The organism is Sphaerisporangium sp. NPDC051011 (assembly GCF_040653595.1).
Classification (GTDB): Bacteria; Actinomycetota; Actinomycetes; order Streptosporangiales; family Streptosporangiaceae; genus Sphaerisporangium.
This window is the reverse complement of record NZ_JBFAGG010000010.1, coordinates 124006-146123: the sequence shown is the minus strand read 5'-3', so window position 1 is coordinate 146123 and position 22118 is coordinate 124006. Positions and strand designations below refer to the sequence as shown.

General features: G+C 70.3%; 19 protein-coding genes. 10 read left to right on the top strand and 9 right to left on the bottom strand.

The window, feature by feature from the left end; genetic code table 11:
* Positions 1-75 precede the first annotated feature (75 nt).
* Both AB0H21_RS23690 and AB0H21_RS23685 read left to right on the top strand, forming a co-directional pair.
* Positions 76-1350 carry an aspartate kinase gene (locus AB0H21_RS23690; protein ID WP_358520137.1) on the top strand — a complete coding sequence of 425 codons (1275 nt, stop codon included), beginning with the start codon at positions 76-78 and terminating at the stop codon, positions 1348-1350.
* Positions 1351-1391: 41 nt separating this feature from the next.
* Entirely contained in the window at positions 1392-2459 is a 1068-nt protein-coding gene (locus AB0H21_RS23685; RefSeq protein WP_358520613.1) for an aspartate-semialdehyde dehydrogenase, read from the top strand.
* A gap of 151 nt (positions 2460-2610) precedes the next feature.
* Here the strand turns inward: AB0H21_RS23685 and AB0H21_RS23680 are convergent, their stop codons facing one another.
* Positions 2611-3549, bottom strand: coding sequence for a hypothetical protein (locus AB0H21_RS23680; protein WP_358520135.1), 939 nt, complete (start codon positions 3547-3549; stop codon positions 2611-2613).
* Between the two features lie 213 nt (positions 3550-3762).
* On the opposite strand from AB0H21_RS23680, the gene AB0H21_RS23675 reads away from it, so the two are divergent.
* Both AB0H21_RS23675 and AB0H21_RS23670 read left to right on the top strand, forming a co-directional pair.
* Positions 3763-4437 carry a TetR family transcriptional regulator gene (locus tag AB0H21_RS23675; RefSeq protein WP_358520133.1) on the top strand — a complete coding sequence of 225 codons (675 nt, stop codon included), beginning with the start codon at positions 3763-3765 and terminating at the stop codon, positions 4435-4437.
* Positions 4438-4614: 177 nt separating this feature from the next.
* The gene (locus AB0H21_RS23670) at positions 4615-4977 is read left to right on the top strand and encodes a YkvA family protein (RefSeq protein WP_358520132.1); all 363 of its coding nucleotides are present in this window, start codon (positions 4615-4617) and stop codon (positions 4975-4977) included.
* 76 nt (positions 4978-5053) lie between these two features.
* Here AB0H21_RS23670 and AB0H21_RS23665 read toward each other — a convergent pair whose 3' ends face one another.
* The 3 genes from AB0H21_RS23665 to AB0H21_RS23655 form a co-directional block, all read right to left on the bottom strand.
* Complete coding sequence (locus AB0H21_RS23665; RefSeq protein ID WP_358520130.1) at positions 5054-6250, bottom strand: amidohydrolase family protein; 1197 nt, start codon at positions 6248-6250, stop codon at positions 5054-5056.
* A 135-nt stretch (positions 6251-6385) separates the two neighbouring features.
* Complete coding sequence (locus tag AB0H21_RS23660) at positions 6386-6964, bottom strand: putative glycolipid-binding domain-containing protein (protein ID WP_358520128.1); 579 nt, start codon at positions 6962-6964, stop codon at positions 6386-6388.
* A 64-nt stretch (positions 6965-7028) separates the two neighbouring features.
* Positions 7029-7826 carry an SURF1 family protein gene (locus AB0H21_RS23655; protein WP_358520126.1) on the bottom strand — a complete coding sequence of 266 codons (798 nt, stop codon included), beginning with the start codon at positions 7824-7826 and terminating at the stop codon, positions 7029-7031.
* Between the two features lie 187 nt (positions 7827-8013).
* Between AB0H21_RS23655 and AB0H21_RS23650 the strand changes: the two genes are divergently transcribed.
* From AB0H21_RS23650 to AB0H21_RS23635, 4 genes are all read left to right on the top strand, one after another.
* Positions 8014-8763: a VC0807 family protein gene (locus tag AB0H21_RS23650; protein ID WP_358520124.1), complete on the top strand. Its 750-nt coding sequence runs from the start codon at positions 8014-8016 to the stop codon at positions 8761-8763.
* Positions 8764-8993: 230 nt separating this feature from the next.
* A complete protein-coding gene (locus tag AB0H21_RS23645) occupies positions 8994-9584 on the top strand; it encodes a TetR/AcrR family transcriptional regulator (RefSeq protein ID WP_358520122.1) in 591 nt (196 codons plus the stop codon).
* 389 nt (positions 9585-9973) lie between these two features.
* Positions 9974-11398, top strand: a complete 1425-nt coding sequence (locus tag AB0H21_RS23640) for a cellulase family glycosylhydrolase (RefSeq protein ID WP_358520119.1) — start codon at positions 9974-9976, stop codon at positions 11396-11398.
* 148 nt (positions 11399-11546) lie between these two features.
* Positions 11547-12098: a dihydrofolate reductase family protein gene (locus AB0H21_RS23635; protein ID WP_358520117.1), complete on the top strand. Its 552-nt coding sequence runs from the start codon at positions 11547-11549 to the stop codon at positions 12096-12098.
* A gap of 3 nt (positions 12099-12101) precedes the next feature.
* On the opposite strand, the gene AB0H21_RS23630 is transcribed toward AB0H21_RS23635, so the two are convergent.
* The gene (locus AB0H21_RS23630) at positions 12102-12404 is read right to left on the bottom strand and encodes a hypothetical protein (RefSeq protein ID WP_358520115.1); all 303 of its coding nucleotides are present in this window, start codon (positions 12402-12404) and stop codon (positions 12102-12104) included.
* Positions 12405-12956: 552 nt separating this feature from the next.
* Positions 12957-15941, bottom strand: a complete 2985-nt coding sequence (locus tag AB0H21_RS23625; RefSeq protein WP_358520112.1) for a BTAD domain-containing putative transcriptional regulator — start codon at positions 15939-15941, stop codon at positions 12957-12959.
* Between the two features lie 549 nt (positions 15942-16490).
* Here AB0H21_RS23625 and AB0H21_RS23620 point away from each other — a divergent pair.
* Positions 16491-16973, top strand: coding sequence for a hypothetical protein (locus AB0H21_RS23620; protein ID WP_358520111.1), 483 nt, complete (start codon positions 16491-16493; stop codon positions 16971-16973).
* A gap of 117 nt (positions 16974-17090) precedes the next feature.
* Here AB0H21_RS23620 and AB0H21_RS23615 read toward each other — a convergent pair whose 3' ends face one another.
* From AB0H21_RS23615 to AB0H21_RS23605, 3 genes are all read right to left on the bottom strand, one after another.
* The gene (locus AB0H21_RS23615; protein ID WP_358520108.1) at positions 17091-17735 is read right to left on the bottom strand and encodes a GNAT family protein; all 645 of its coding nucleotides are present in this window, start codon (positions 17733-17735) and stop codon (positions 17091-17093) included.
* Between the two features lie 488 nt (positions 17736-18223).
* On the bottom strand, positions 18224-18610 hold the full coding sequence (locus AB0H21_RS23610) for an SCO5389 family protein (RefSeq protein WP_358520106.1): 387 nt from the start codon (positions 18608-18610) through the stop codon (positions 18224-18226).
* 114 nt (positions 18611-18724) lie between these two features.
* Positions 18725-19690 carry an ATP-binding protein gene (locus AB0H21_RS23605; protein ID WP_358520105.1) on the bottom strand — a complete coding sequence of 322 codons (966 nt, stop codon included), beginning with the start codon at positions 19688-19690 and terminating at the stop codon, positions 18725-18727.
* A gap of 477 nt (positions 19691-20167) precedes the next feature.
* Between AB0H21_RS23605 and AB0H21_RS23600 the strand changes: the two genes are divergently transcribed.
* Positions 20168-22102 carry an amino acid transporter gene (locus AB0H21_RS23600; RefSeq protein ID WP_358520103.1) on the top strand — a complete coding sequence of 645 codons (1935 nt, stop codon included), beginning with the start codon at positions 20168-20170 and terminating at the stop codon, positions 22100-22102.
* The last annotated feature ends 16 nt before the right edge of the window (positions 22103-22118 follow it).

Sequence of the window (22118 nt, the reverse complement as noted above, 5' to 3'; positions counted from 1 at the left end):
GGCCAATTCAGTTGGGCCTTCAGGACGCGCAAGTAGACTGTGAGCTCCGCAGACCGAACCTTTGGGAGACATCCCGTGGCGCTCGTTGTCCAAAAATACGGTGGTTCCTCCGTCGCCGACGCTGCGCGCATCAAGCGCGTGGCTCAGCGGATCGTCGCGACGAAAAAAGCCGGCAACGACGTCGTGGTCATCGTCTCGGCGATGGGTGACACGACCGACGAGCTGCTCGACCTGGCCCAGCAGGTGTCGCCGCTGCCCCCCGGCCGCGAGCTCGACATGCTGCTGACCGCCGGCGAGCGCATCTCGATGGCCTTACTGGCGATGGCGATCGCCAACCTCGGCCACGAGGCCCGTTCGTTCACCGGCTCGCAGGCCGGTGTGATAACCGACTCGACGCACGGCAAGGCGCGCATCATCGACGTGACGCCCGGCCGTATCCGGGAGGCGGTGAATGTCGGCCAGATCGCGATCGTGGCCGGCTTCCAAGGCGTCTCCCAGGACACCAAGGACATCACCACGCTCGGCCGCGGCGGCTCCGACACCACGGCGGTCGCGCTGGCGGCGGCGCTCGAGGCCGACGTGTGCGAGATCTACACCGATGTCGACGGCATCTTCACGGCCGACCCGCGCATCGTCTCCGCCGCCCGCCAGATTCCTCGCATCTCGTACGAGGAGGCCATGGAGATGGCCGCGTGCGGCGCCAAGATCCTCCACCTGCGCTGCGTGGAGTACGCCCGGCGGTTCAACCTGCCGATCCACGTCCGAAGCTCGTTCAGCAGCAGGGAAGGCACCTGGGTCGTCTCCGACCCCAACTTCGAAGGAAACGTGATGGAGCAGCCGATCATCTCCGGCGTCGCGCATGACCGAAGCGAGGCAAAGATCACCGTCGTCGGCGTGCCCGACAAGGTCGGAGAGGCCGCGGCCATCTTCCGTACGCTCGCCGACGCCGAGATCAACATCGACATGATCGTGCAGAACATCTCGGCCGCCGCCACCGGGCGCACCGACATCTCCTTCACGCTGCCCTCCGCCGACGGTACGGCCGGCGTCACGGCGCTCAAGCGCATCCAGGGCCAGATCGGCTTCGAGAAGATCCTGTTCGACGACCAGATCGGCAAGGTCTCGCTGATCGGCGCCGGCATGCGCTCCCACCCCGGCGTCACCGCGAAGTTCTTCGGCGCGCTGGCCGACGCCGGCGTCAACATCGAGATGATCTCGACCTCCGAGATCCGCATCTCGGTCATCGTCGGGCAGGAGGAGGTCGACGCCGCCGTCACCGCCGCCCACCGCGCGTTCGACCTCGACGCCGACCAGGTCGAGGCCGTTGTGTACGGAGGTACCGGTCGATGAGCAGTGGGTCAGAGCACGCCGGCCAGGAAGGTGACCTCGACGTGAACGCCGCCAAGCCGACCCTCGCCGTCGTCGGCGCCACCGGCGCCGTCGGCACGGTGATGCTGGAGATCCTCTCCGGCCGTCCCGACGTGTGGGGTGAGATCCGCCTGATCGCCTCGCCGCGCTCCGCGGGCAAGAAGCTGCTGGTCCGCGGCCGGGAGGTCGAGGTCGTCGCGCTGTCGCCCGAGGCGTTCGACGGGGTCGACGTCGCCATGTTCGACGTGCCCGACGAGGTGTCGGCCGAGTGGGCGCCGATCGCGGCGGCCCGCGGCGCGGTCGCGGTGGACAATTCCGGAGCCTTCCGCATGGACCCGCAGGTCCCGCTCGTGGTGCCGGAGTGCAACCCCGAGCAGGTCCGCGAGCGCCCCAAGGGCATCATCTCCAACCCCAACTGCACGACGCTGTCGATGATGGCTGCCCTCGGCGCGCTGCACCGCGCGTACGGCCTGCGGGAGCTCGTCGTGGCGTCCTACCAGGCCGTGTCCGGCATGGGCGTCGCCGGGCCCGAGCGGCTGTACGACGAGATCGAGGCGGTGGCGGGCAACCGCACGCTCGGCACGGTGGCCGGTGACGTCCGCAAGGCCGTCCCCGACCTGGTCGACTCGCCGTTCCCGGCGCCGCTGGCCTTCAACGTCGTCCCGGCGGCGGGGTCGCTGAAGGAGGACGGCTGGTTCTCCGAGGAGCTCAAGGTCCGCAACGAGGCCCGCAAGATCCTCGGCATCCCCGACCTGAAGGTCTCCGCGACCTGCGTGCGGGTCCCGGTGGTCACGACGCACTCGCTCGCGGTGCACGCGACCTTCGAGCGGTCGGTCACCGTCGAGGAGGCGCGGGCCGTGCTGGAGGCCGCTCCCACGGTGGTGGTTCTGGACGACCCCGCCAACGGCGTGTTCCCGACTCCGGCCGACGTCGTCGGCACCGACCCGACCTACGTCGGGCGCATCCGCCAGGCCCTCGACTTCCCGAACACGCTCGACATGTTCGTGTGCGGCGACAACCTCCGCAAGGGCGCAGCCCTGAACACCGCCGAGATCGCCGAGCTGGTGGCCGCCGAGTTCGCGTCCCGCTGAGCCGCCGCCGGTGGTGGGAGCCTCTTCCGGGGTTCCCGCCACCGGCGCATCGGGCACGCGTGCGGCGTGGGGTGGGCACCGACGATCAGAGGGCGATGTCCGCGCGCCCGGCGCGGGCTCCTCAAGGGGGTCAGCGCCGCGCCGGATGGTTCTAGAGGAACTTGATGTCCCAGTGGCTGGGCTCGTTGGCGTAGATGGTGTAGCCCTGGGGACGGCGCTCGTAGAAGATGTCGGCGCCGTCGCCGCGCACCTGTCCCTTGCGCATTTTCCGGATGAACCGATTGATGCAGTTGTTGTGCTCGATGTCCAGCTTGTAGCCCGCGCCGTGGCTGTGCGCGCCGCCCGCGTGGCCGACCTCGGTGCCCCCGGTCACGACGATCGGGCAGCCGCTGCGGCGCTTCAGGTTGACGACGCCCCACAACGTTCCGAGGCGCACGGCGTCCAGTGAGGTGCACGAGCGGTTGTGGCGGCTCGCGCAGTGGCCCGACGACCGCCAGCCCAGCCCCGCGTGGCGCAGGCGGCGGGCGGCCTGCGGGTGCTGGAGCCGTACGGCCTGGTACAGGCGGTGCTGCCGCCACAGCACGGGGCTCACCATCCCGGCCGCCCGTGCCCGCGCCGCCGCGGCGGCCTGGCCGAGCATGCCCGCGCTGGTCGAGTAGCGCGTGGAGGGTAGCGCGTTGTACAGGGCTCGAAGGCGCGGGGTGCTCGCGCCGGCGGCCCGGGTGCGGGTCACGGTACGCGTGGGTGACGCGGCGGCCCCGGAGGCCGACGCGGCCGCTCCGCGTGCGGCCGAGGCCCGGCCGCGTGCCGGTGAGGCGCTCGCGGTCCGTGCGGGTGAGGCGCCTGTGGCGCGGGCGGGTGACGCGGCCGTGGCGCGGGCGAGGGCGCCGGGGCGGGTGCGGGATGGCGAGCCGATGGCGGGCCGGGTGAGCGCGCGGGGCGTGGCGGGGCCGGACCGGGATGACGAGCCGGTTTCGGGGCGGTGGCGCGCGCCGTGGGCGGGACCGTTCGCGCCGGTGGCGGACTGCAGGCGCGTCGCCGCCGCCGAGGCGGGCCGCGCGGAGGCCAGCCCCGTCACTGTGATCTGCACGGCGAGCAACGCGCAGGCACCAAGCCACGCGGGCCCGCGTCCGCAGGGATGCAAACCCATATTCGTCCTCTGTCGCAGGGCGCCCCTCCGCCAAGAGGATCTATCCCATCCGGGGAAAGTGCTGACTCCACTACTCTGCGTGTTTTTGCGGGAAAATGGCGGACAAGCTGTTCGTCTGTGACCTTGAAGGGCTCCGGGCCGTACAGTGGCCCCGTGGTCGAATCGACGCCGAGAGCGCGTGGAGGAGAGAAGACCCGTGAGGTCATCGTCGAGACGGCCCTTCGCCTCTTCAGGGAGCGGGGGTACGAGGCGACGACCATGCGGGCCATCGCGGCCGAGGCGGGGGTCTCCGTAGGAAACGCTTACTACTACTTTTCGTCCAAAGAGCAGCTTGTCCAGGCGTACTACGATCGCGCGCAGTCCGAGCACGAGGCCGCCTGCCGTGATCTTCTGGCGACCGAGAGGAAGTTCGCGGCGCGGCTGAGCGGCGTGCTGCGCGTCTGGGTCCAGGTGTCCGATCCGTACCACGACTTCGCCGTCAAGTTCTTCAAGCACGCCTCTGAGCCGAGCAATCCGCTCAGCCCGTTCAGCGGCGAGTCGACGCCGGCCCGCGAGGCGGCGATCGCCCTGTACCGCCAGGTCGTCGAGGGGTCGGACGCGCGCATCGACGCCGAGCTCCGCGAGGAGCTGCCCGAGCTGTTGTGGCTGGCGTCCATGGGAATGATCCTTTACTGGGTGCACGACACCTCTCCGGGGTGCCTGCGGACGTACCGGCTGATCGAGGTGATGGTCCCGCTGATCGACCGGCTGGTGGGGTTGTCGCACCTGCCGGGGCTGCGCGGGGTGACCAAGGATTTCCTGACCGCCATGCGGGAGCTGCGCGCCTGACCGCGCCGGCCGGAAACGACGTGCCGCGAGCGGGCTCCCTTCCGTGAGGGTGACAGTCCTGTGCCGGGACGGGGGCAGGAACCGCCGGTGGGGGCTCACGCGTTATCGGAGTGCGCGTGGGGGTAATCGCGCGGTGACGTATCCGTGGCGACGCGGGCACAGATGAAGGGGACCATCATGATCAAGGGTCGCGGGTCTTCCGTGGGCGGGGCCGGTCGCGCGGCGGCCGCGTACCGCGTCTACCAGGAGGTCAGCCAGCCGGGCTCGCCCGGTCTGATGGCCCGGATCAAGGCGCTGCCGAAGATGATCTCCCGCGCGGTGCGCGGCGAATACCGCGATCTCGGCAGGAACAAGCTCCTGCTCATGGGGCTCGCGATCGGCTACATCATCTCGCCGGTGGACCTGATCCCCGACTTCCTGCCGATCATCGGGGTGACCGACGACTTCGGCGTGTTCCTGTGGCTCGTGGGGTCCTTGCTCGTCGAGAGCGGCCGTTACGTCGACTGGGAGCGCAAGAAGGTCACCGGCGAGGTCCTGTGACCGCTCCTGAGCCCCTCGCGGGCCCGCCCGATGGTCACGGTGTGGGGCGGGGCCCGGAAGAGCGGTGAGCGGGCCGTCAGAGCTCTTCCCTGAGCAGCCAGGCGCGTGACGGCAGCGGGTGCCCGAAGAGGCGGGCGGCGTTGCCGTAGGCCACCCGCGCGATGTCGGCGGGCGGCAGGCTGCCGAGGTTACGGGCGAGGGCCTTCTGGACGTCCGGCCAGGTCGACTCCGAGCGGGGGTACCCGCTTTCGAGGAGCACGTGCTCCAGCCCCACGGCCAGCCGCACGCCGGACAGGGCGTAGTCGTCGAGCGTGCCGAAGTAGAAGTTGCGGCGCAGGACCTCGCTGGGCTTCAGGCCGCCCTCCCACGTGGCCTCGCCCGCCACGGGGTGGTCGAGGGCGTAGTCGGCGCGGGCGGACAGCATGGGCAGCCAGCCGACGCCGCCCTCGACGATGAGGATGCGCAGCTTGGGGAACCGCAGCGGGACGCCCGACCACAGCCAGTCGGCGCAGGCGAACATCGCGCTCGCCGGGATCATCGTGGTGATGGCCTCGATCGGGGTGTCCGGCGAGGGCACCGGCGACCACGACGAGGCGCCCGTGTGCAGGCACAGGACCGTGCCGGTTTCTTCGCACGCGGCGAAGAACGGGTCCCAGTGGCCGGTGTGGATGGACGGCAGGCGCAGCCGCGTCGGGAACTCCGGGAAGACGACGGCCTTGAACCCGCGCGCGGCGTTCGCCCGGATCTCCTTGGCGGCGACCTCCGGGTCGGGGAGCCAGGGCAGCTGGAGGGCGATGATGCGCTCGGGGTAGGTGCCGGCCCAGACGTCGCAGTGCCAGTCGTTGTACGCGCGGGTGAGGGCGAGGCCGAGGTCCTGGTCGCGGGTCTTGGCGAACGCCATTCCGGACTGCACCGCGAGCATGCCGGGGAAGCTGATGGCCGCCCAGATGCCCGCGATGTCCATGTCGTTGACGCGGGCCTCGATGTCGTAGCAGCCGGGCCGCATGTTCTCGAACCGGACGGGGTCGAGGGTCCACTGCTCGCGCGGGAGACCGGCGCCGACGTCCATGCCCGCACAGGAGTAGGTGCCGCCGCCGTACCGCCAGACTTGGTGGCCGGCGTCGGTCTCGACCACCTTGGGCGCGACGTCGACGTACTTCTGCGGGAGCCGCTCTTCGAACACGTCCGGCGGCTCGATCAGGTGATCGTCGACGCTGATGATCACATAATCGCGCCGCCTTGGCTCGGGGTCAGGGGGCAGCGATGTGTTCACGAGGAAAACCGTATGCCGCAGGAATAACACCAGACAAGCTGGGAGGTCTCCGGTTGGTATCCGTTAGCACGCGGACGGCCGCCCAGCGTGGTCAACCTTCTTACGAAATCGGGTGACAAGCAGGGAGAAAAGCGGTCAGGAGGCCGTGACCTGCTGCGCGAGGCCGGGGTACCGCGAGATCAGGCCGTCGGCCCCGAATGTCAGGTCCGCCTGGAATCCCTCGCTCTCGAAGCGCACCACACCGCCGCCCAGGGGCGTGTACCGCTGTGGCTCCCGGCTCACCGCCAGGTGCGGCACGCTCACCCACGCCATCACGAAGCCGACCGGATCGCCGCCCGTGAGCATCCCGTGGCGCAGCACCGGCATGGTGTTGGTGAGGGGCGACAACCCGAGGTCGCAGTCGAGGGCGCCCGCGAGCACGCCCGGGTCGACGCCCGGGGCGGGGCCGTCCAGGGCTCCGATGGACTCGGCCGTGCACGTCCACGTCCCCCCGGCGTTCCGTTTGAGGTCGATCGCCCGCGACCACTCGGCCCCCTGTGCGCGCACGCTCAGCGCCTCGGTGACGTACTGCCGGCCGGTCACCAGCTCGTATTCGAGCCGGTAGGGCACCGGGACCGCGCCGACGGCCGTTCCCGTCGCCGTGAGGCGCCCGTCGGAGATCTCGACATGCGCGTATTCGGCCCCTTCGTCCTTCACCCACACGACCGATGGCATCGGCGCCTCCACGCGTCGAAAGCGGTCTTCGCGGTGAAGAACGGACGCCCCGTGATCGTGGTTCCTAGCGTCCGGCGCTGGGGACGACATCGGAGGTGGCCGCGGCCTTGCCTCCGGCCTTGAGATCGCGCGCCTCGCGCCGGATCAGCGCGATCCAACCACCGATCGCGATCGCGATGAACAGCCACCACTGCACGCCGTAGGCGAGGTTCAGGCCGCCGCCTCCGCCCACGTCCGGGTCGGGGACGGGCTCGGGCGCCGTCGCTGAGCTGGGCTTTTGCTCCGTCAGTTCGACGAAGCCGCCGTAGAGCCGGTACGGCAGACGCTTGGCGAGGGACGGGGTGTCGATCAGCAGCACCTGGCGGGGCGGAAGGCCGCTGCGCTCGGTGATGCCGGTGTTCTCCTCCGTCTCGGCCGGGCGTAGCCGGCCGGTGACACTTACCTCACCAGCCGGGGGCGGAGGGACCTCCGGAGGCGCGTCCGCGGTCGCCCCGGCCTTCACCCAGCCCCTGTTGACGATCACGGCGGTGCCGTCGGCCGTCACCAGCGGAGTGAGCACGTAGAAGCCCGGCCGGCTGTTCTGCGTACGGCGCCTGACCAGTAGCTCCCCGGCCGGATCATAGCGGCCGGCGGCCGTGACGGGACGAAAGCGCAGCGCGTCGGGGACGGACGCTCCGGGTCTGTCCAGGTCGGCGAGGGGAACCGGGGCCGCGGCGAGGTTGCGGGTGGCCACGTTGCTCGCCGCCGATCTTTCCTCCCACCGCCCGAACTGCCATCTGCCCAGGAAGACGAACGCGGGGATGAGCACCAGGACCAGCACGTGAAGCGCCAGCCAGCGGGGCGTGAGGAGGAACCGGTACACGCATTCAGCGTAGGCAGGGCGTGAGGTGGTCCGTCACCCGGCCGTGCCCGGCGCCGTCCGAAGCGGGCCGGGCGCGTTCCCCCAGGTCGTGGCATGGCGGAGCCGCGCGGACAGTGCTTGGGGAGGCGGTGTGCCATGAGCGTCATCAAGGACGGTGAAGGCGTCACCACCCTCCGATCATGATCTCGTGGAAGCACTCGCGGACGGCCGGGGCATGCCGTACGGTCGTCTGGGTCGCCCGCTGTGGCGCCTCCTCGCTCTGTCCTCGGGAGCCCACACGAACATGACCGCGCCCAGTCTCGCCCTGCCGCCCGCCGCGCCACAGCCGGTGATGCCGAGGCTCTCCGTCCTGGTCCGGCACGCGGCGCCCCGCGTGCTGGAGGGCATGATCCTCCCGGTCGCCGTCTTCTACGCGGGGCTGCTGGTCGCCGGCATGAACGGCGGCCTGATCATGGCGGTGGGCTGGGTGTACGGAGGGGCGGCGCTGCGGCTGGTCCGGCGCGAGTCCGTGCCCGGCACCGTCCTGCTGGCGATGCTGGCGGTCACGGTACGGGCGGCGCTCGCGCTGGTCACCGGCGACGTCGTGATCTACTTCCTGCAACCGACGCTCGGGGTCTTCTGCGCGAGCCTGGCCTTCCTCGGCACGGCCGCCGCGCCGCGCCCGCTGATCCAGCGGGTGACCACCGACCTCGTGCCGCTTCCCGAGCATTTGATGCACCACCCCCGGATGCGCCGCTTCTTCGTGCACCTGTCGCTGCTGTGGGGGTTCGTCCAGATGGCCAACGGGACGCTGAGCCTGTGGCTGCTGTTCAGCGAGTCGATCGAGACCTATCTGATCGTGCGGACGGCGGCGGTGGCCGTTCTGATGGTGCTCGCGGCGGGGGCGTCGCTGCTGGCCTTCCAGCGCGTCCTGCGCACCCTCGGCAAGCAGAGCTAGCCGGCGAGCCGGCTGCCTGGCCCGAGCCTCGGGGTCACCTCGCACGGCGAGGATCGCGGTGGTCGTGGCCGACGAGTGGCAGGGGTGGGCGGCGGCGCGCGTCGAGTGCGGTACGGTCGAGATCATCGCGCGCATCGGCCCGATCTGAACCGGGCCGCCATCCGGTGGCCGCGATCGAGGCGGCTGCACACGTTTGCAGAACAAGGTTCTGTTGAGTCACCATTGACTATGTGAAGAGCGCGAAGAACGGACGTGACGGCCGCACCCGCATCATCGAGGGGGCCCTGCGCCGCTTCAGCCAGGACGGGGTGTCCTCCACCACGCTGGCCAGCCTCCGCGAGGAGAGCGGCGTCAGCGTCGGGAGCTTCTACCACCACTTCGCCAGCAAGGAACACGTCTTCGGGGTGCTCTACGCCGAGATCCAGACCATGTACCAGCAGGCGTTCCTGGACGAGCTCTTCCAGCATGACACCGCCCGGGGCGGCATCGAGGCGATCGTCGCGATGCACATGGCCTGGTGCGGCGGCCATCCCGAGCGGGCCCGCATCATGATCAGCGAGCGCCCGCCCCGGCGCGAGGAGCCGGGCGGCCCCGAGATCGCCGAGTCGCGCCGCGCGTTCTTCCGCCAGGTCGCCGACTGGTGGCGCCCCCACATGAAGGACGGCGTGCTGCGGCCGGTGCAGCCGACGATGTGCTACGTCCTGTGGCTCGGGCCCGCGACCGAGATGTGCCGTCTGTGGTTCACCGGGGCCCACCAGCCCACCGAGGAGGAGATCAAGGCCCTCTGCGAGGCCGCCTGGCTCAGCCTCCGGACCACCTGAAGCCGTGAAGCGAGGAGCGGGCCCGGCGGCATGAGGCTAGGAGCGGGCCCGGCGGCATGAGGCTAGGAGCGGGCCCGGCGGCATGAGGTCAGGAGCGGGCCGGTCGGCGTGAGGCCTGGACCGAGGGGGCATATCGCCCGGCCGTTCTGACTGGCGTGTCAAGAATTTGGGTCTTGTCCTCCCTTCGCTGTGACCATATTCTCCGGATCACTCATTAGTTAACCTTCCTAACGAAGAGAAAGGGTGACGACTCCATGATCCGGGGGCCTCCCCATGCCGGAAATCTGGGGGGAGATGCGGATGAACACCAGCGCGCACCGGCCTCACGGCGGCCGGACCCGAGGCGCCCTCCGGGGCGCCGATCACTTGTCCTCCACCAGGGAGCGATCATGCGACATCTCGTGCGCACTCTTGTCCTGACCGCGATCTTCACACTGCTTCTCGGTCCCCTCGCGCCGGTCGGCGCGGGAGCGGCGGCGACCAGATACGAAGCGGAGAACGCCACGATCTCTCAGGGGCTCGTGGAATCCAACCATGCCGGATACAGCGGAACCGGCTTCGCCAACTACGACAACGTCGCCGGCAGCTACGTGCAGTTCACGGTGAACGCGGCGTCGGCGGGCACGGCCGCGATCACGCTGCGATACGCCAACGGCACCACGGTCAACCGTCCCATGGCCATCGCCGTCAACGGCGCGACCGTCTCGGCGAACCTTGCCTTCAACGGCACGGGCGCGTGGAGCACCTGGGCTTCCACCACGGTCAGCGCGCCGGTGAACGCCGGGACCAACACGATCCGCGCGACCGCGACGAACGCGGACGGCGGCCCGAACCTGGACTACGTGGACGTCGAGGTCACCACCGGCGGCGGGGGCGGCACGCCCGTCTCGATCAACGGGCAGCTCCGCGTCTGTGGCACCAAGCTGTGCAACCAGTACGGCAAGCCCATCCAGCTGCGCGGCATGAGCACCCACGGCCTGCAGTGGTACTACCAGTGCCTCAACGCGGCCTCGCTGGACGCGCTCGCCCGCGACTGGAACGCGGACGTCCTGCGCATCTCCATGTACATCCAGGAGGACGGTTACGAGACGAACCCGCGCCTGTTCACCGACCGCGTGCACAACCTCATCGAGATGGCGACCGCCCGGGGGATGTACGCGATCGTCGACTGGCACATGCTCACCCCTGGCGATCCGAACTACAACCTGAGCAGGGCGAAGACGTTCTTCACCGAGATCGCCCAGCGTCACAACGCCAAGAACAACCTGCTCTACGAGATCGCCAACGAGCCGAACGACGTGGCCTGGTCGCGCGTCAAGAGCTACGCCGAGGAGCTGATCCCGGTGATCCGCGCCCAGGACCCCGACACGCCGATCCTGGTGGGCACGCGGGCGTGGTCCTCGCTCGGCGTCTCCGACGGGGCGACCGAGACCGAGGTGATCAACAACCCGGTCAACGCGACCAACATCATGTACACCTTCCACTTCTATGCGGCCTCGCACGGCACCGAGTACCTGAACGCCCTCTCGCGGGCCGCCGACCGCATCCCGATGTTCGTCAGCGAATTCGGCACCCAGACCGCGAGCGGCGACGGGAGCAACAACTTCACCAGGGCACAGCAGTACCTCGACCTGATGGCGCAGAAGAAGATCAGCTGGACGAACTGGAACTACTCCGACGACTCGCGGTCCGGCGCGGTGTTCACGGGAGGGACCTGCCCGAACGGCTCCTTCACCGGCACCGCGCGCCTGAAGCCGGCCGGTGTCTGGGTCCGTGACCGGATCAGGACGCCCGACGACTTCCCGACGAGCTGACGGGTCGATCCCGGCGCTGACCGGTGGGGGCCCGTGCGGGCGGCGCGGCACGCCGTCCGCACGGGCCCTCTTTCCGGCTGGGCTCGGTTGCCAGGCGCGCGGGTTCGTGCGTATGTTCGACGGGCGCCGAAGATCAGCGGGAGGGGTCATGGGAACGGTCGTGCTGGACATCACGATGTCGCTGGACGGTTTCGTGGCCACCCCGGACCACGACACCGAGCGGCTGCACGCCTGGGTGTTCTCCGACGCCGAGCAGGCCGTCTTCGGCCCCGAGGTGCGCGAGCTGATGGAGACGTCGTGGACGGGCGCCGTGGTCGCGGGCCGGCGGACGTACGAGGTCGCGGGCGGCTGGGGCGGCGACCCGCCGGTGCCCGTCCCCTATTTCGTGGTGTCCCACGACGTGCCGGACGACGCCGGGCCGCGGTTCACGTTCGTCACCGACGGCGTGCGCGGCGCGGTCGAGAAGGCGCGGGCCGCGGCGGGCGGCGGGGGCGTCTACGTGATGGGCGGGCCGGACATCGCCCGGCAGTGCCTCGACGAGGGCCTGCTCGACGAGATCCGCATCCACCTGGTGCCCGTGCTGCTCGGCGAGGGCATCCGCCTTTTCGGGCCGCTCGGCGCGGGCCCGCTCGAGTTGGGGACGCCGCGCGTGCGCGAGTTCCCCGCGAGGACGGAGCTGACCTACCCCGTCCTCAAGTGACGCTCAGGCCCACGAGCGCAGCGTGGTGGGGACCCGCCAGACCTCCTTGTCCAGGGTGATGTCGAGGCGCAGGTCCTGCCGGCGTCGGCGCAGGCCGGGCACCCTGAACCGGTCCTGCACGCTGAAGCGGCCGCGGCGCGGGTAGCCGAAACCGATGGCGTCGGGCAGGACCCGCAGGTCGTCGCGGTTGCCGCAGCTCGGGCACGTCCACGCGACGAGGTCCATGCCGCGGTCGTAGTCGTGGCAGGCGAGGAAATATTCGTCCGGCCGGAACCGGGACTCACACGCGTAGCACGGAATCAGCATCGGAATCCGCTCCTTGCAACTCCTGGCGCGAGGTATCGCGTCCCCCTGTGTCGTACCTGTACCCCCTTGACCGCCGCTTGCGAGGAGCTTGCCCGCCCGGTACCCCAGGTGATTCGGCCCATGTCCCACATGTCCTATCAGGCGGTTTTCGCGGTGTTGATCCGGTGTTGATCGGACTTTGAGCCCGGGCGGCGAGCCTTGCGGTGCGGCACGGAACTTGGGGGGTTCGAGCTCCGTGTCATGTCCGGCCGGTCGTCATTGCGAGGCGGCCGGTCGCCGTGTGGCGTGACCGGTGACCACCGGGCCCCCAGCGTCACGCGGCGGCAGACGACCGGCCGGGCGCCTCACCACAGATCAGGGCACTTCCAAGCTCCAAGCACTTAACGGCGGATATGAGCTTTCCATATATCCGGTGGCGTTGGGTGTGGATCCGGATACTTTCCGCTGAGCCGTGCGGGCAAGTGCGGCACTCGATCAGGACACGGTAGGTCAAAGGTGATCAATCACGTGCGGATGACGAGGCTCGACGACGACCCTTTCAGCGTCCGCGACCTAATCGCTGATCTGATCGAGCTTCAGCAGGGCCCGGAGGTCGTCGGCCTCGGGGGAACCCAGCCGGGTGAAGATGTCCAGGGCCCGCTTGAGGCAGTCGCCGCTCCGCCGGACGCTGCCGAGCCCGGCGAGCGCGCGTCCTAGCACGGTCAGCGACAGCGCCTCGCCGTACGGATGGCCGATCTCCCTGCTGAGCGTGAGCGCCTGCTCGGCGTGCCGCGCCGCGTCCTGGTACCGCTCGGCGGTGATGAAGGTCTCCGCCAGCCGGCAGCAGACCCGCTGCTCCCACACCGTCTGCCCGCCCGCGCGGAAGAAGTCCAGGCACTCCGCGTGGTGGACGACGGCCTCGGTCAGCCGTCCCACCCGGGACAGCACGACGCCGAGCTGGTAACGCGCGCGGGCCGTCCCCGCGCCGCTGCCGAGCTCAGAGAACAGCGCGAGGCCGCGCTCGGCGGCGGCGATCGCCTCGTCCGTGCTGCCGAGCGCGAGGTGGTCGCGGGCCGAGTAGCTCGCCACGAGCGCCTCACCGCCGACCGCGCCGCTCTCTTTGAACGCCTTGAGCGCCGAGTCGAACCAGGCCAGCGCCTCCTCGTGCCGCCGCCTGCGCCCGGCGACGACCGCGAGCGCGTTCAGGATCTCGCCGTTGACGATGGGATCGCCGGTGACATCGGCCAGCTCCAGCGCGGTGCGGAACTCGGTGTCGGCGTCGCGCAGCCGGTTCGCCACGAACAGCACCCGCCCGAGGACGTACCGGCAGCGCAGCTCGCTCACCCTGTCCCCGGCGGCCCCGGCGGCCCGCGCCGCGGCGAGGAGGCCGCTCGCGCGCCCGGCGAACTCGCGGGCGAACGCGCCCGACTCCAGCAGCGGCTCCATGGCGAGCAGCAGGTCGGCGGCGGGCAGCAGCGCCTCGGGCGTGCGCGCGGAGTCGGACGCCTGCCCGATGGCGGCGAACAGCGTCTCGGCCTCGATCGTCAGCCACGTCACGGCCTCGTCGGCGCCGGCGAAGGACCGGCCCGCGACGCCGAGGGACACCAGGTGCTCGCTGATGACGCTGCCCTCGTACGCGAGCCGGTGCGCGGCCTGGGCGGAGGCGAGGTAGAACCCGAGCAGCCGTCGCAGGGCCTGCGCGGCGGCGTCCGCGTCATCGCTGAGCTCGACCTGCTTGCGGGCGAACAGCCGCAGCAGGTCGTGGTAGCGGTAACGGCCCGGCGCGGGGGCTTCGAGCAGGCTCACGTCGACCAGGGACTCCAGCATGTCCTCGGTCTCGAGCGTGCTCAGCCCGAGCAGCGAGGCCGCCGCCTGCACCGAGACGTCCGGCCCGTTCGGCAGCGAGAGCAGGCGGAACGCGCGGGCCTGCGCCGGGTCCAGGTGCCCGTAGCCGAGGGAGAAGGTCGCGTGGACGGCGAGGTGGCCGATGCGCATCTCGTCGAGCCGGCGCCGCTCGTCGGCGAGCCGGGGGACGAGCGAGGCGACCGTCCAGGCGGGCCTGGCGGCGAGGCGCGCGGCGACGATGCGGACCGCGAGCGGGAGGAAGCCGCAGATGGCGACCACGTCCATGGCGGCGGCGCGCTCGACGGCCACGCGCTCGGGCCCGGCGACGGCCGCGAACAGGCCGAGCGCCTCCTCCGGCTCCATGACCTCCAGGTCGACCAGCCGGGCGGACGGCAGGTCCGCCAGTTTGCCCCGGCTCGTCACGATCGCCGCGCAGCCCGCCGTGCCCGGCAGCAGGTGCTCGACCTGCTCGGCGTCGCGCGCGTTGTCCAGCAGCACGATCATGCGGCGGTCGGCGAGCAGCGAGCGGAACAGCGCGCCGCGCTCGGCGAGGCCGTCGGGGATGATGTCGACCGGGATGCCGAGCGCGCGCAGGAACGCCGCGAGCACGGACTCGGGCGCGGTCGGCTCCTCGCCGTATCCGCGCAGGTCCGCGTACAGCTGCCCGTCCGGGAACACCTCGTGCAGCGAGTGGGCCACGTGCACGGCGAGGGTGGTCTTGCCGACCCCGCCGATGCCCGACACGGCCGCGACCGGCACGCCCTCGCCGCCGCTGACGCTGGTCAGCAGCGTGCGCAGCCGGTTCACGACCTCCCTGCGGCCGGTGAAGTCGTTCACGGCGGCGGGGAGCTGCGCCGGGCGCGGCATCTCCTGGACGGACTCGTGCTCGCCGCTCTCGACGTCGGCGGCGGGCGCCTCGGCGGGTCTGACGTCCCCGTCGGACGCGGGCTTCTGGCGGACCTGCCGCGTCCTGGTCCAGGCCAGTTCGGGGTCGGCGGCGAGGATGCTCTGGTGCAGGGACGCCAGCTCGTGGCCGGGGTCGATGCCGAGCTCCTCGACGAGCGCGCGGCGGATGTCGCCGAAGACGGCGAGCGCGTCCGCCTGCCGGCCGCACCGGTAGTAGGCGAGCATGAGCTGGCCGCGCAGGCGTTCCCTGAGCGGGTGCTCGGAGGTCAGGGCGACGAGCTCGTGGACGACGTCGGCGTGCCGGCCGAGCTCCAGGTCCAGCTCCATCAGCGTCTCGACGACGCCGACGCGGCGCTCGGTGAGACGGCCGCGCTGGCTCTCGATGTACGGCCCGACGGCCCCGGCCAGCGGCTCGCCGGACCACAGGCGGAGGGCGCGGCGCAGGGTCTCGGCCGCTCCGGGCAGGTCGCCCGCGCGCCGCTCGGTCTCGGCCTCGGCGACGAGCCGCTCGAACTCGGCCAGGTCGAAGGCGCCCGGCGGGAGGCGCAGCGCGTAGCCGCGTCCGACCGAGGTCAGCAGTTCGGGACGCATGCGCGGCGAACGGTCCGGTTCGAGGACGGCGCGCAGGCGCGAGACGTACGTGCGCAGCGCGCCGAGTGCCCGGGGCGGCGCCTCGTCCCCCCAGATGGCGTCGATCATCTCCGTGGGGGACACCGCGCGGCCCTCGCGCAGCAGCAGCATGGTGAGTATGGAGCGTTGCAAGGGCGTGCCGAGCTCCAGCTCCCGGCCTTCCCGCCAGGCCAGCACTGGCCCGAGGACTGCGAAGCGAAGGCCAGCCCCATCACCATGACCAGCCATTGTCCTGAGTTCCCCACCCTTTTGCCGTTTGTAACCAAAGCATAGATCCCCCGTGGTCCCGGTCCCTATGCGATGGCGATTACGTTAATCCAGGCGTTGATTGCCCGTTGATTTCGCGTTGACCGCGCCCGCTCATGCTGAAGTCAGTCGAGCGTGGCCCCGGTGCGGGGGCGGCCACACGAGACGCGGGCCTTCACCGCCGGATCCGGTCCTGACACGGATCCGGCAGGGCCGCACATATTCGGCGCGCGATCCGGCCCGGCGGGGGCCGTCCCGGATCGAACGGGCCTATCGCGAATTCGCCGCACATGTTCGGCTCCGTCGAGAGCCCCTCGCGGTCACGGGAAAACGGCATGACCGCCTCCTTCAAGCGCCCTGCATGCGGCGTAAGGCCGTTGTAAGTGGCTGTAAGTGACTTGCAGGCGTTCGGCTCTATCACTAGGACGTACGCCCCGGGCAGCAGGAAAACCGGGGAAACCCTCAGATCAGGAGAATCAGATGCGCCGCTCGATCCGCACCATGCTCGGACTCGCCGCCGCCACGACCGTGCTCGCGGTCGGCGTGCCGGCCCTCGCCACCTCGGCGAACGCCGCGACGACCACGAAGACCGTCGCCACCCTCGACTTCGACGACAGCTGGGGCTACTACTACTCGAAGTACTACAACGGCTCCCGCGCCAAGGCCCGCGGCGACGTGTGGGAGGACGACGACGCCCGCATCCATGTCAGCGGCAAGCTGTACGACAAGAACTCCCCGAACTGGCTGTGCGGCTACGTCGAGGTCAAGTTCGAGAACACCGACGGGGACGACAGCACCTCCTGGGCCAAGAAGTGCGGCTCCAGCGGCTACCGCTCGTTCCACTTCTACGCGGACGACGTCGACACCGCGCAGGTCCGCGTGTGCTACTTCGACAACTTCCACAACAAGAAGGTCTACTGCGGCCGCTGGAACTACGTGTACGAGGCCGACGACCAGGAGTGATCCTCAGGGGTACACGGGGGGCCTGAGACGGCTGGGAGAACAGCACAGCCCGCCCGGAAGCCGCGAAGCTTCCGGGCGGGCCGCGTGTTCCATGAGTTCATCGAAGGGACGGGGATCTCACGCCGCTTCCAGGAGGCCGAGCCTCGCGAGCATCCGTTCTCGGACGCCCGGCCATTCGGAACTCAGGATGGAGTAGTACGCCGTATCTCGGACCGTGTCGTCGGAGCCTCGGCTGTCCGCCCGCCGCACCCCGTCGAGGTGTGCGCCGAGGGCTTCGATGGCGGCCCGGGAACGTTGGTTGCGTACGTCTGCTTTCAGGGTTATGCGGTGGACCTGCCAGGTCTCGAAGGCGAGCGAGAGCATGAGGTACTTGCTCTCCCGGTTCACGCCGGTGCCCTGGGCCGATGCGGCCAGCCAGGTGTAACCGATGTCCGCCACGGACGGGACCTCGCCCACCACGCCCCGCGTTCCCGGAGGCCACGGCAGGGGGCCCTGCCAGTACTCCAGGTGCATCAGACGGGTGGCACCGACGATTCTGTCGGTGTGGAGCCACCGGATGGCGAACGGCAACGTGCGGCCGTCCGCCTGCTCAGCCAGAGCCGCCTCGACGTACGAGGTCATCTCTTCCCGGCCTGCGGGTACCCGAGTGAAGGCGTAGGTGGAGCGGTCTTCACTCGCCGCGGTGACCAGGTCGTCGACCACCGCGAGGCTGAGTGGTTCCAGGCGCACGGAGCGCCCGGACAGGGTGACAAAAGCGGGCATGAGCACATGATGGGGGCTCCCCTGCATACGCAGGGCCAAATCATGTGGAACAACTTGGTGCGTGTCCGGGAAAGCGGGGACTCCGAGGATGAAATCCCAGGTCAGCGTACTGATGACCATGATCGCCAAGGCCGCCGCGAAGGTAAAGGTTCGGCAATAACGATCACGGGAAGGCCGGAGCCGGCGTCGGTGGAATCCACGCGGCGAACCTCCGCCGTTCGGTGAGCGCGTCGAGCGCCCCGCGCCGAGGTGCGCGAGTGACTCGGCGACCCAGGGAAGCTCCAGCGGGCGGTCGGCGGTCAGCGCCGCCGGTCACTGTTCCTCCGTCTCCCCGTACAGCAGGCTCGTGGCCACGCGCACGTGCGGGGCGCCGGGGCGCACGGGCTCCCGACGCATGCACGGGCCCGGACGCGCGTTCGAGCCCGGACGCGCGGCGGGGCCGCACGGCCGTGAAGCCGTGCGACCCCGCCGGTGAGCCGCGGCTCCGGTCAGCAGTCGACCAGGTCGGGGCTCTGGTTCAGGATCTGCGACCGCGCCGTGATGAACTCGGCGTGCGCCTTCTCGGCCGTCGGGTCGAACACGGCGACGCGGTGGCAGTTCTGGAAGGCGAGCCGGACGCCGAAGTGGCGCTCCAGCGCCCCGCGCATCGCGTCGCTGGCGAGGCAGCGCAGGAGCTGGCCGCGGGCGGCCTCGTCCGGCGGCGGGGTGTGGTTGTCGGCGAATTCCGCGCCGCTCTCCTGACGTTGCCGGACCAGACCGGTGATGAGCGTCCAGGCGTACGGCAGCGAGTCGCGGACGCAGGCGACGAAGGCCGCGTCGTCCACCTCGCCGGCACGGGCCTGGTCGAGCAGTTCGTTGGGAACGGTCAGCGACATGCGTGGTTCTCCTTCTCCGGAGGGGATGGATTCGACGTTAAGTGGGCGGCTTGACCGGCTGAAGGTGGCGGGACGGCGACAGTCACGTGGGACGCCGGCCCGCCGCGCCGCGCGTCACGTGGTGGTGAGCGTGGGACGGCGGCCGTACACGAAGTCCGGGTCGATCTGGTGGAGCAGGTCCTGGCCGGTGGCGCGGTTGGCCCAGGCGTGCGCGTTGCGCGTGTGGAACTCGATGGTCTGGCGGCCGAACTTGGTCCAGTCCTTGGCCTGGGCGTCCAGGTGGTCGCGCAGCACGCCGAGCGCGTGGTGGCCCTGGGGCTCCAGGTCGTCCAGCGTGAAGGGGCGGCCCTGCTCCATGGCGCGGATCGCCGGGGAGTGCGGCAGGGCGACCAGCAGGTGGTCGCCGACGTGCTCGCGCAGGAACGCGATGTCGCCCTCGGAGTGGATTTTGTTGCCGACGACGGCCAGCGGGACGTCGAAGTCGCGCGCGTGCTCGCGGTACTGGTTGTAGACGCCGATGCCCTGGCGGGTGGGCTCGGCGACGAGGTACGTCATGTCGAAGCGGGTGAACATGCCCGAGGCGAAGGAGTCGCCGCCGGCGGTCATGTCGACGATGACGTGCTCCCCGGGGCCGTCGACCAGATGGTTGAGGTAGAGCTCGACGGCGCCGACCTTGGAGTGGTAGCAGGCCACGCCCAGGTCGTCCTCGCTGAACGGGCCGGTGACCATCAGCCGCAGGCCGGGGACGGCCGGGACGGTGGTGGTGTGCTCGCGGGCGAAGTAGGGGTCGTCCAGGGTGATCAGGCGGGAGCCGGAGCCCGGCGGGGTCGTCTTCACCATCGCGGCGGCGGAGGGGATGCGCGGGTTGTCGCCGCGCAGGTAGTCCTTGATCTGGGTGATGGCGAGGCCCATGGGCGGGGGGAGTTGGTCGGAGCCGAGTCCCAGGGCGAGGCCCAGGTGCTGGTTGATGTCGGCGTCGATGGCCACCACCGGGCCGCCCTGGCGGGCCAGGTGCCGGGCGAACAGCGACGACAGGGTGGTCTTGCCGCTTCCACCCTTGCCTACGAACGCAACTCTCATGACTCGGAATCCAATCTGATTATGAAAACCATTGCAAGTACCGCCGGTCACTATCCTGCCATGCGCGCTGATCGCCCCGGGTCGCCTTACGAGGTCATGACCCTGAAGTGAGGGAAGTGGCCTGCCGATGCGTCTCCGTGGAGCGGCGGAAATGTAGTGGGCGGATAGGAGGTGCCCTCGATGGTCGAAATGACCGTCTTGCCTGATATGTTCCTTTATCGCACACGCCGGGCGAGGCGAGGATGGACAAAGGGGCGCGGATTTTCGCGGCGAATTACGGAAATCCGACAACCCCTCAGTTTCGGTGGCCGATTCCGGACGGCGTGACGTGCGGAGGTCCGGCTCCCGGGCTGGGACGGCGGAGGCGCGTGGGCCGGCGCGGATTTTCGTGGACCCTGGTGCCTATCCGCCCACCGCCGCCTGTGCCCGTTGAGTAGGGTTCCTGGCATCCTGTGGTACTTGGACAAGGGGTGACAGGTGGCGGCCACATCCTCTCCGCCGTCGAGCGGGGAACGCACCGACGACAGACTGCGTGCTTGGCTGCTGCACGGCCTGCTCCAGTCCGATCGCCGGTCCGTCGGGCACCACGCCGACCCGGCGCCGCACGAGCAGCACCGCTGGTGGCAGGTCATGTGCCTCACCGGCGTCGACTACTTCTCGACGCTCGGCTACCAGCCCGGCATCGCCGCGCTCGCGGCCGGGGCGCTGTCCCCCGTGGCGACGCTGCTGCTGATCGCGCTCACCCTGTTCGGCGCCCTGCCGACCTACCGCGCGGTCGCGGCCGAGAGCCCGAACGGCCTCGGCTCGCTGTCGATGCTCGAAGGACTGCTGCCCGGGTGGCGCGGCAAGCTGCTGGTGCTGTTCCTGCTCGGCTTCGTCGCCACCGCGTTCGTCGTCACGATCACGCTGTCGGCCGCCGACGCCACGGCGCACATCCTGCAGAACCCGTTCGTCCCCGACTTCTTCGACGGGTGGAAGGTCCCGCTCACGCTCGTCCTGATCGCCCTGCTCGGCCTGGTGTTCCTCGGCGGGTTCAGCGAGGCGATCGGCCTGGCCGTCGTGCTGGTGGCCGTCTACCTGCTGCTGAACGTGGTGGTCGTGGCGACGTCGGTCGTGCGGGCCGTCGCGAACCCCGAGCTGGTGGGCGACTGGCAGAACGCCCTGACCGCCGAGCATTCGGGACCGCTCGCCATGATCGCGGCCTCGCTTTACGTGATGCCGAAGCTCGCGCTCGGCATGTCCGGGTTCGAGACCGGCGTCGCGGTGATGCCGCTGGTCAAGGGCGATCTGCGGGAGCGCGTGAAGGGCGCGCGGCGGCTGCTGACCACCGCCGCCCTGATCATGAGCGTCTTCCTGATCGCCAGCAGCTTCGCGACCAGCGTGCTCATCCCGTCCGAGGAGTTCAAGGAGGGCGGCAAGGCCAGCGGGCGCGCCCTCGCGTACCTCGCGCACGAGTACCTCGGCGACCTGTTCGGCACGTTGTACGACCTCAGCACGATCGCCATCCTGTGGTTCGCCGGGGCGTCCGCCATGGCAGGGCTGCTCAACATCGTGCCCCGCTACCTGCCGCGCTACGGCATGGCCCCCGACTGGACGCGCGCCGTCCGTCCCCTGGTGCTGGTGTTCACCGGCATCGCCTTCGCCGTCACGCTCTACTTCCACGCGGGCGTGGAGGAGCAGGGCGGCGCGTACGCGACGGGCGTGCTGGCGCTGATCCTGTCGGCGGCGGTCGCGGTGACGCTGTCCGCCTGGCAGAAGCGCAGGAAGGGCAGAGCGGCGGCCTTCGGGGTGGTGTCGCTGATCCTCGCGTACACGGCGGTCGCCAACATCATCGAGCGGCCCGACGGCCTGAAGATCGCGTTCTTCTTCGTGGCCGCCATCGTCGTCACCTCGCTCATCTCCCGCGCCACCCGCTCCACCGAGCTGCGGGTCAGCGCGATCGAGCTGGACAAGAAGGCCAGGAGCCTCATCGACGTGCCGGGCAAGATCCGGATCATCGCCAACGAACCGGACGCGCGGGACGCCAAGGAGTACGCGGACAAAGACCACGAGACCCGGCGCAACCACCACCTTCCCGAGGATGAGCCGCTGCTGTTCCTGGAGGTGACGGTGGGGGACGCCTCGGAGTTCCACTCCGAGCTGTGCGTCCAGGGCGAGGAGCGGCACGGGTACAAGATCCTGCGGGTGCGGGGCGCCACGGTCCCGAACGCCATCGCCGCCGTCCTGCTGCACATCCGGGACGAGACCGGCAAGCTGCCGCACGTCTATTTCCACTGGTCGGAGGGCAACCCGATCGCGGCGCTGCTGCGCTACCTGGTCTTCGGCGGGGGCGACGTAGCGCCGGTCACCCGCGAGGTGCTGCGCCAGGCCGAGCCGGACGACACCCGCCGCCCGCCGGTCCACGTCGGCTGACGACCCGGACGGCCCA

Coding starts and splice junctions, on each gene's coding strand:
- AB0H21_RS23670 (WP_358520132.1), top strand. CDS start 4,615: ATGATCAAGGGTCGCGGGTCTTCCGTGGGCGGGGCCGGTCGCGCGGCG.
- AB0H21_RS23660 (WP_358520128.1), bottom strand. CDS start 6,964: ATGCCATCGGTCGTGTGGGTGAAGGACGAAGGGGCCGAATACGCGCAT.
- AB0H21_RS23640 (WP_358520119.1), top strand. CDS start 9,974: ATGCGACATCTCGTGCGCACTCTTGTCCTGACCGCGATCTTCACACTG.
- AB0H21_RS23635 (WP_358520117.1), top strand. CDS start 11,547: ATGGGAACGGTCGTGCTGGACATCACGATGTCGCTGGACGGTTTCGTG.
- AB0H21_RS23630 (WP_358520115.1), bottom strand. CDS start 12,404: ATGCTGATTCCGTGCTACGCGTGTGAGTCCCGGTTCCGGCCGGACGAA.
- AB0H21_RS23620 (WP_358520111.1), top strand. CDS start 16,491: ATGCGCCGCTCGATCCGCACCATGCTCGGACTCGCCGCCGCCACGACC.
- AB0H21_RS23615 (WP_358520108.1), bottom strand. CDS start 17,735: ATGCCCGCTTTTGTCACCCTGTCCGGGCGCTCCGTGCGCCTGGAACCA.
- AB0H21_RS23610 (WP_358520106.1), bottom strand. CDS start 18,610: ATGTCGCTGACCGTTCCCAACGAACTGCTCGACCAGGCCCGTGCCGGC.
- AB0H21_RS23605 (WP_358520105.1), bottom strand. CDS start 19,690: ATGAGAGTTGCGTTCGTAGGCAAGGGTGGAAGCGGCAAGACCACCCTG.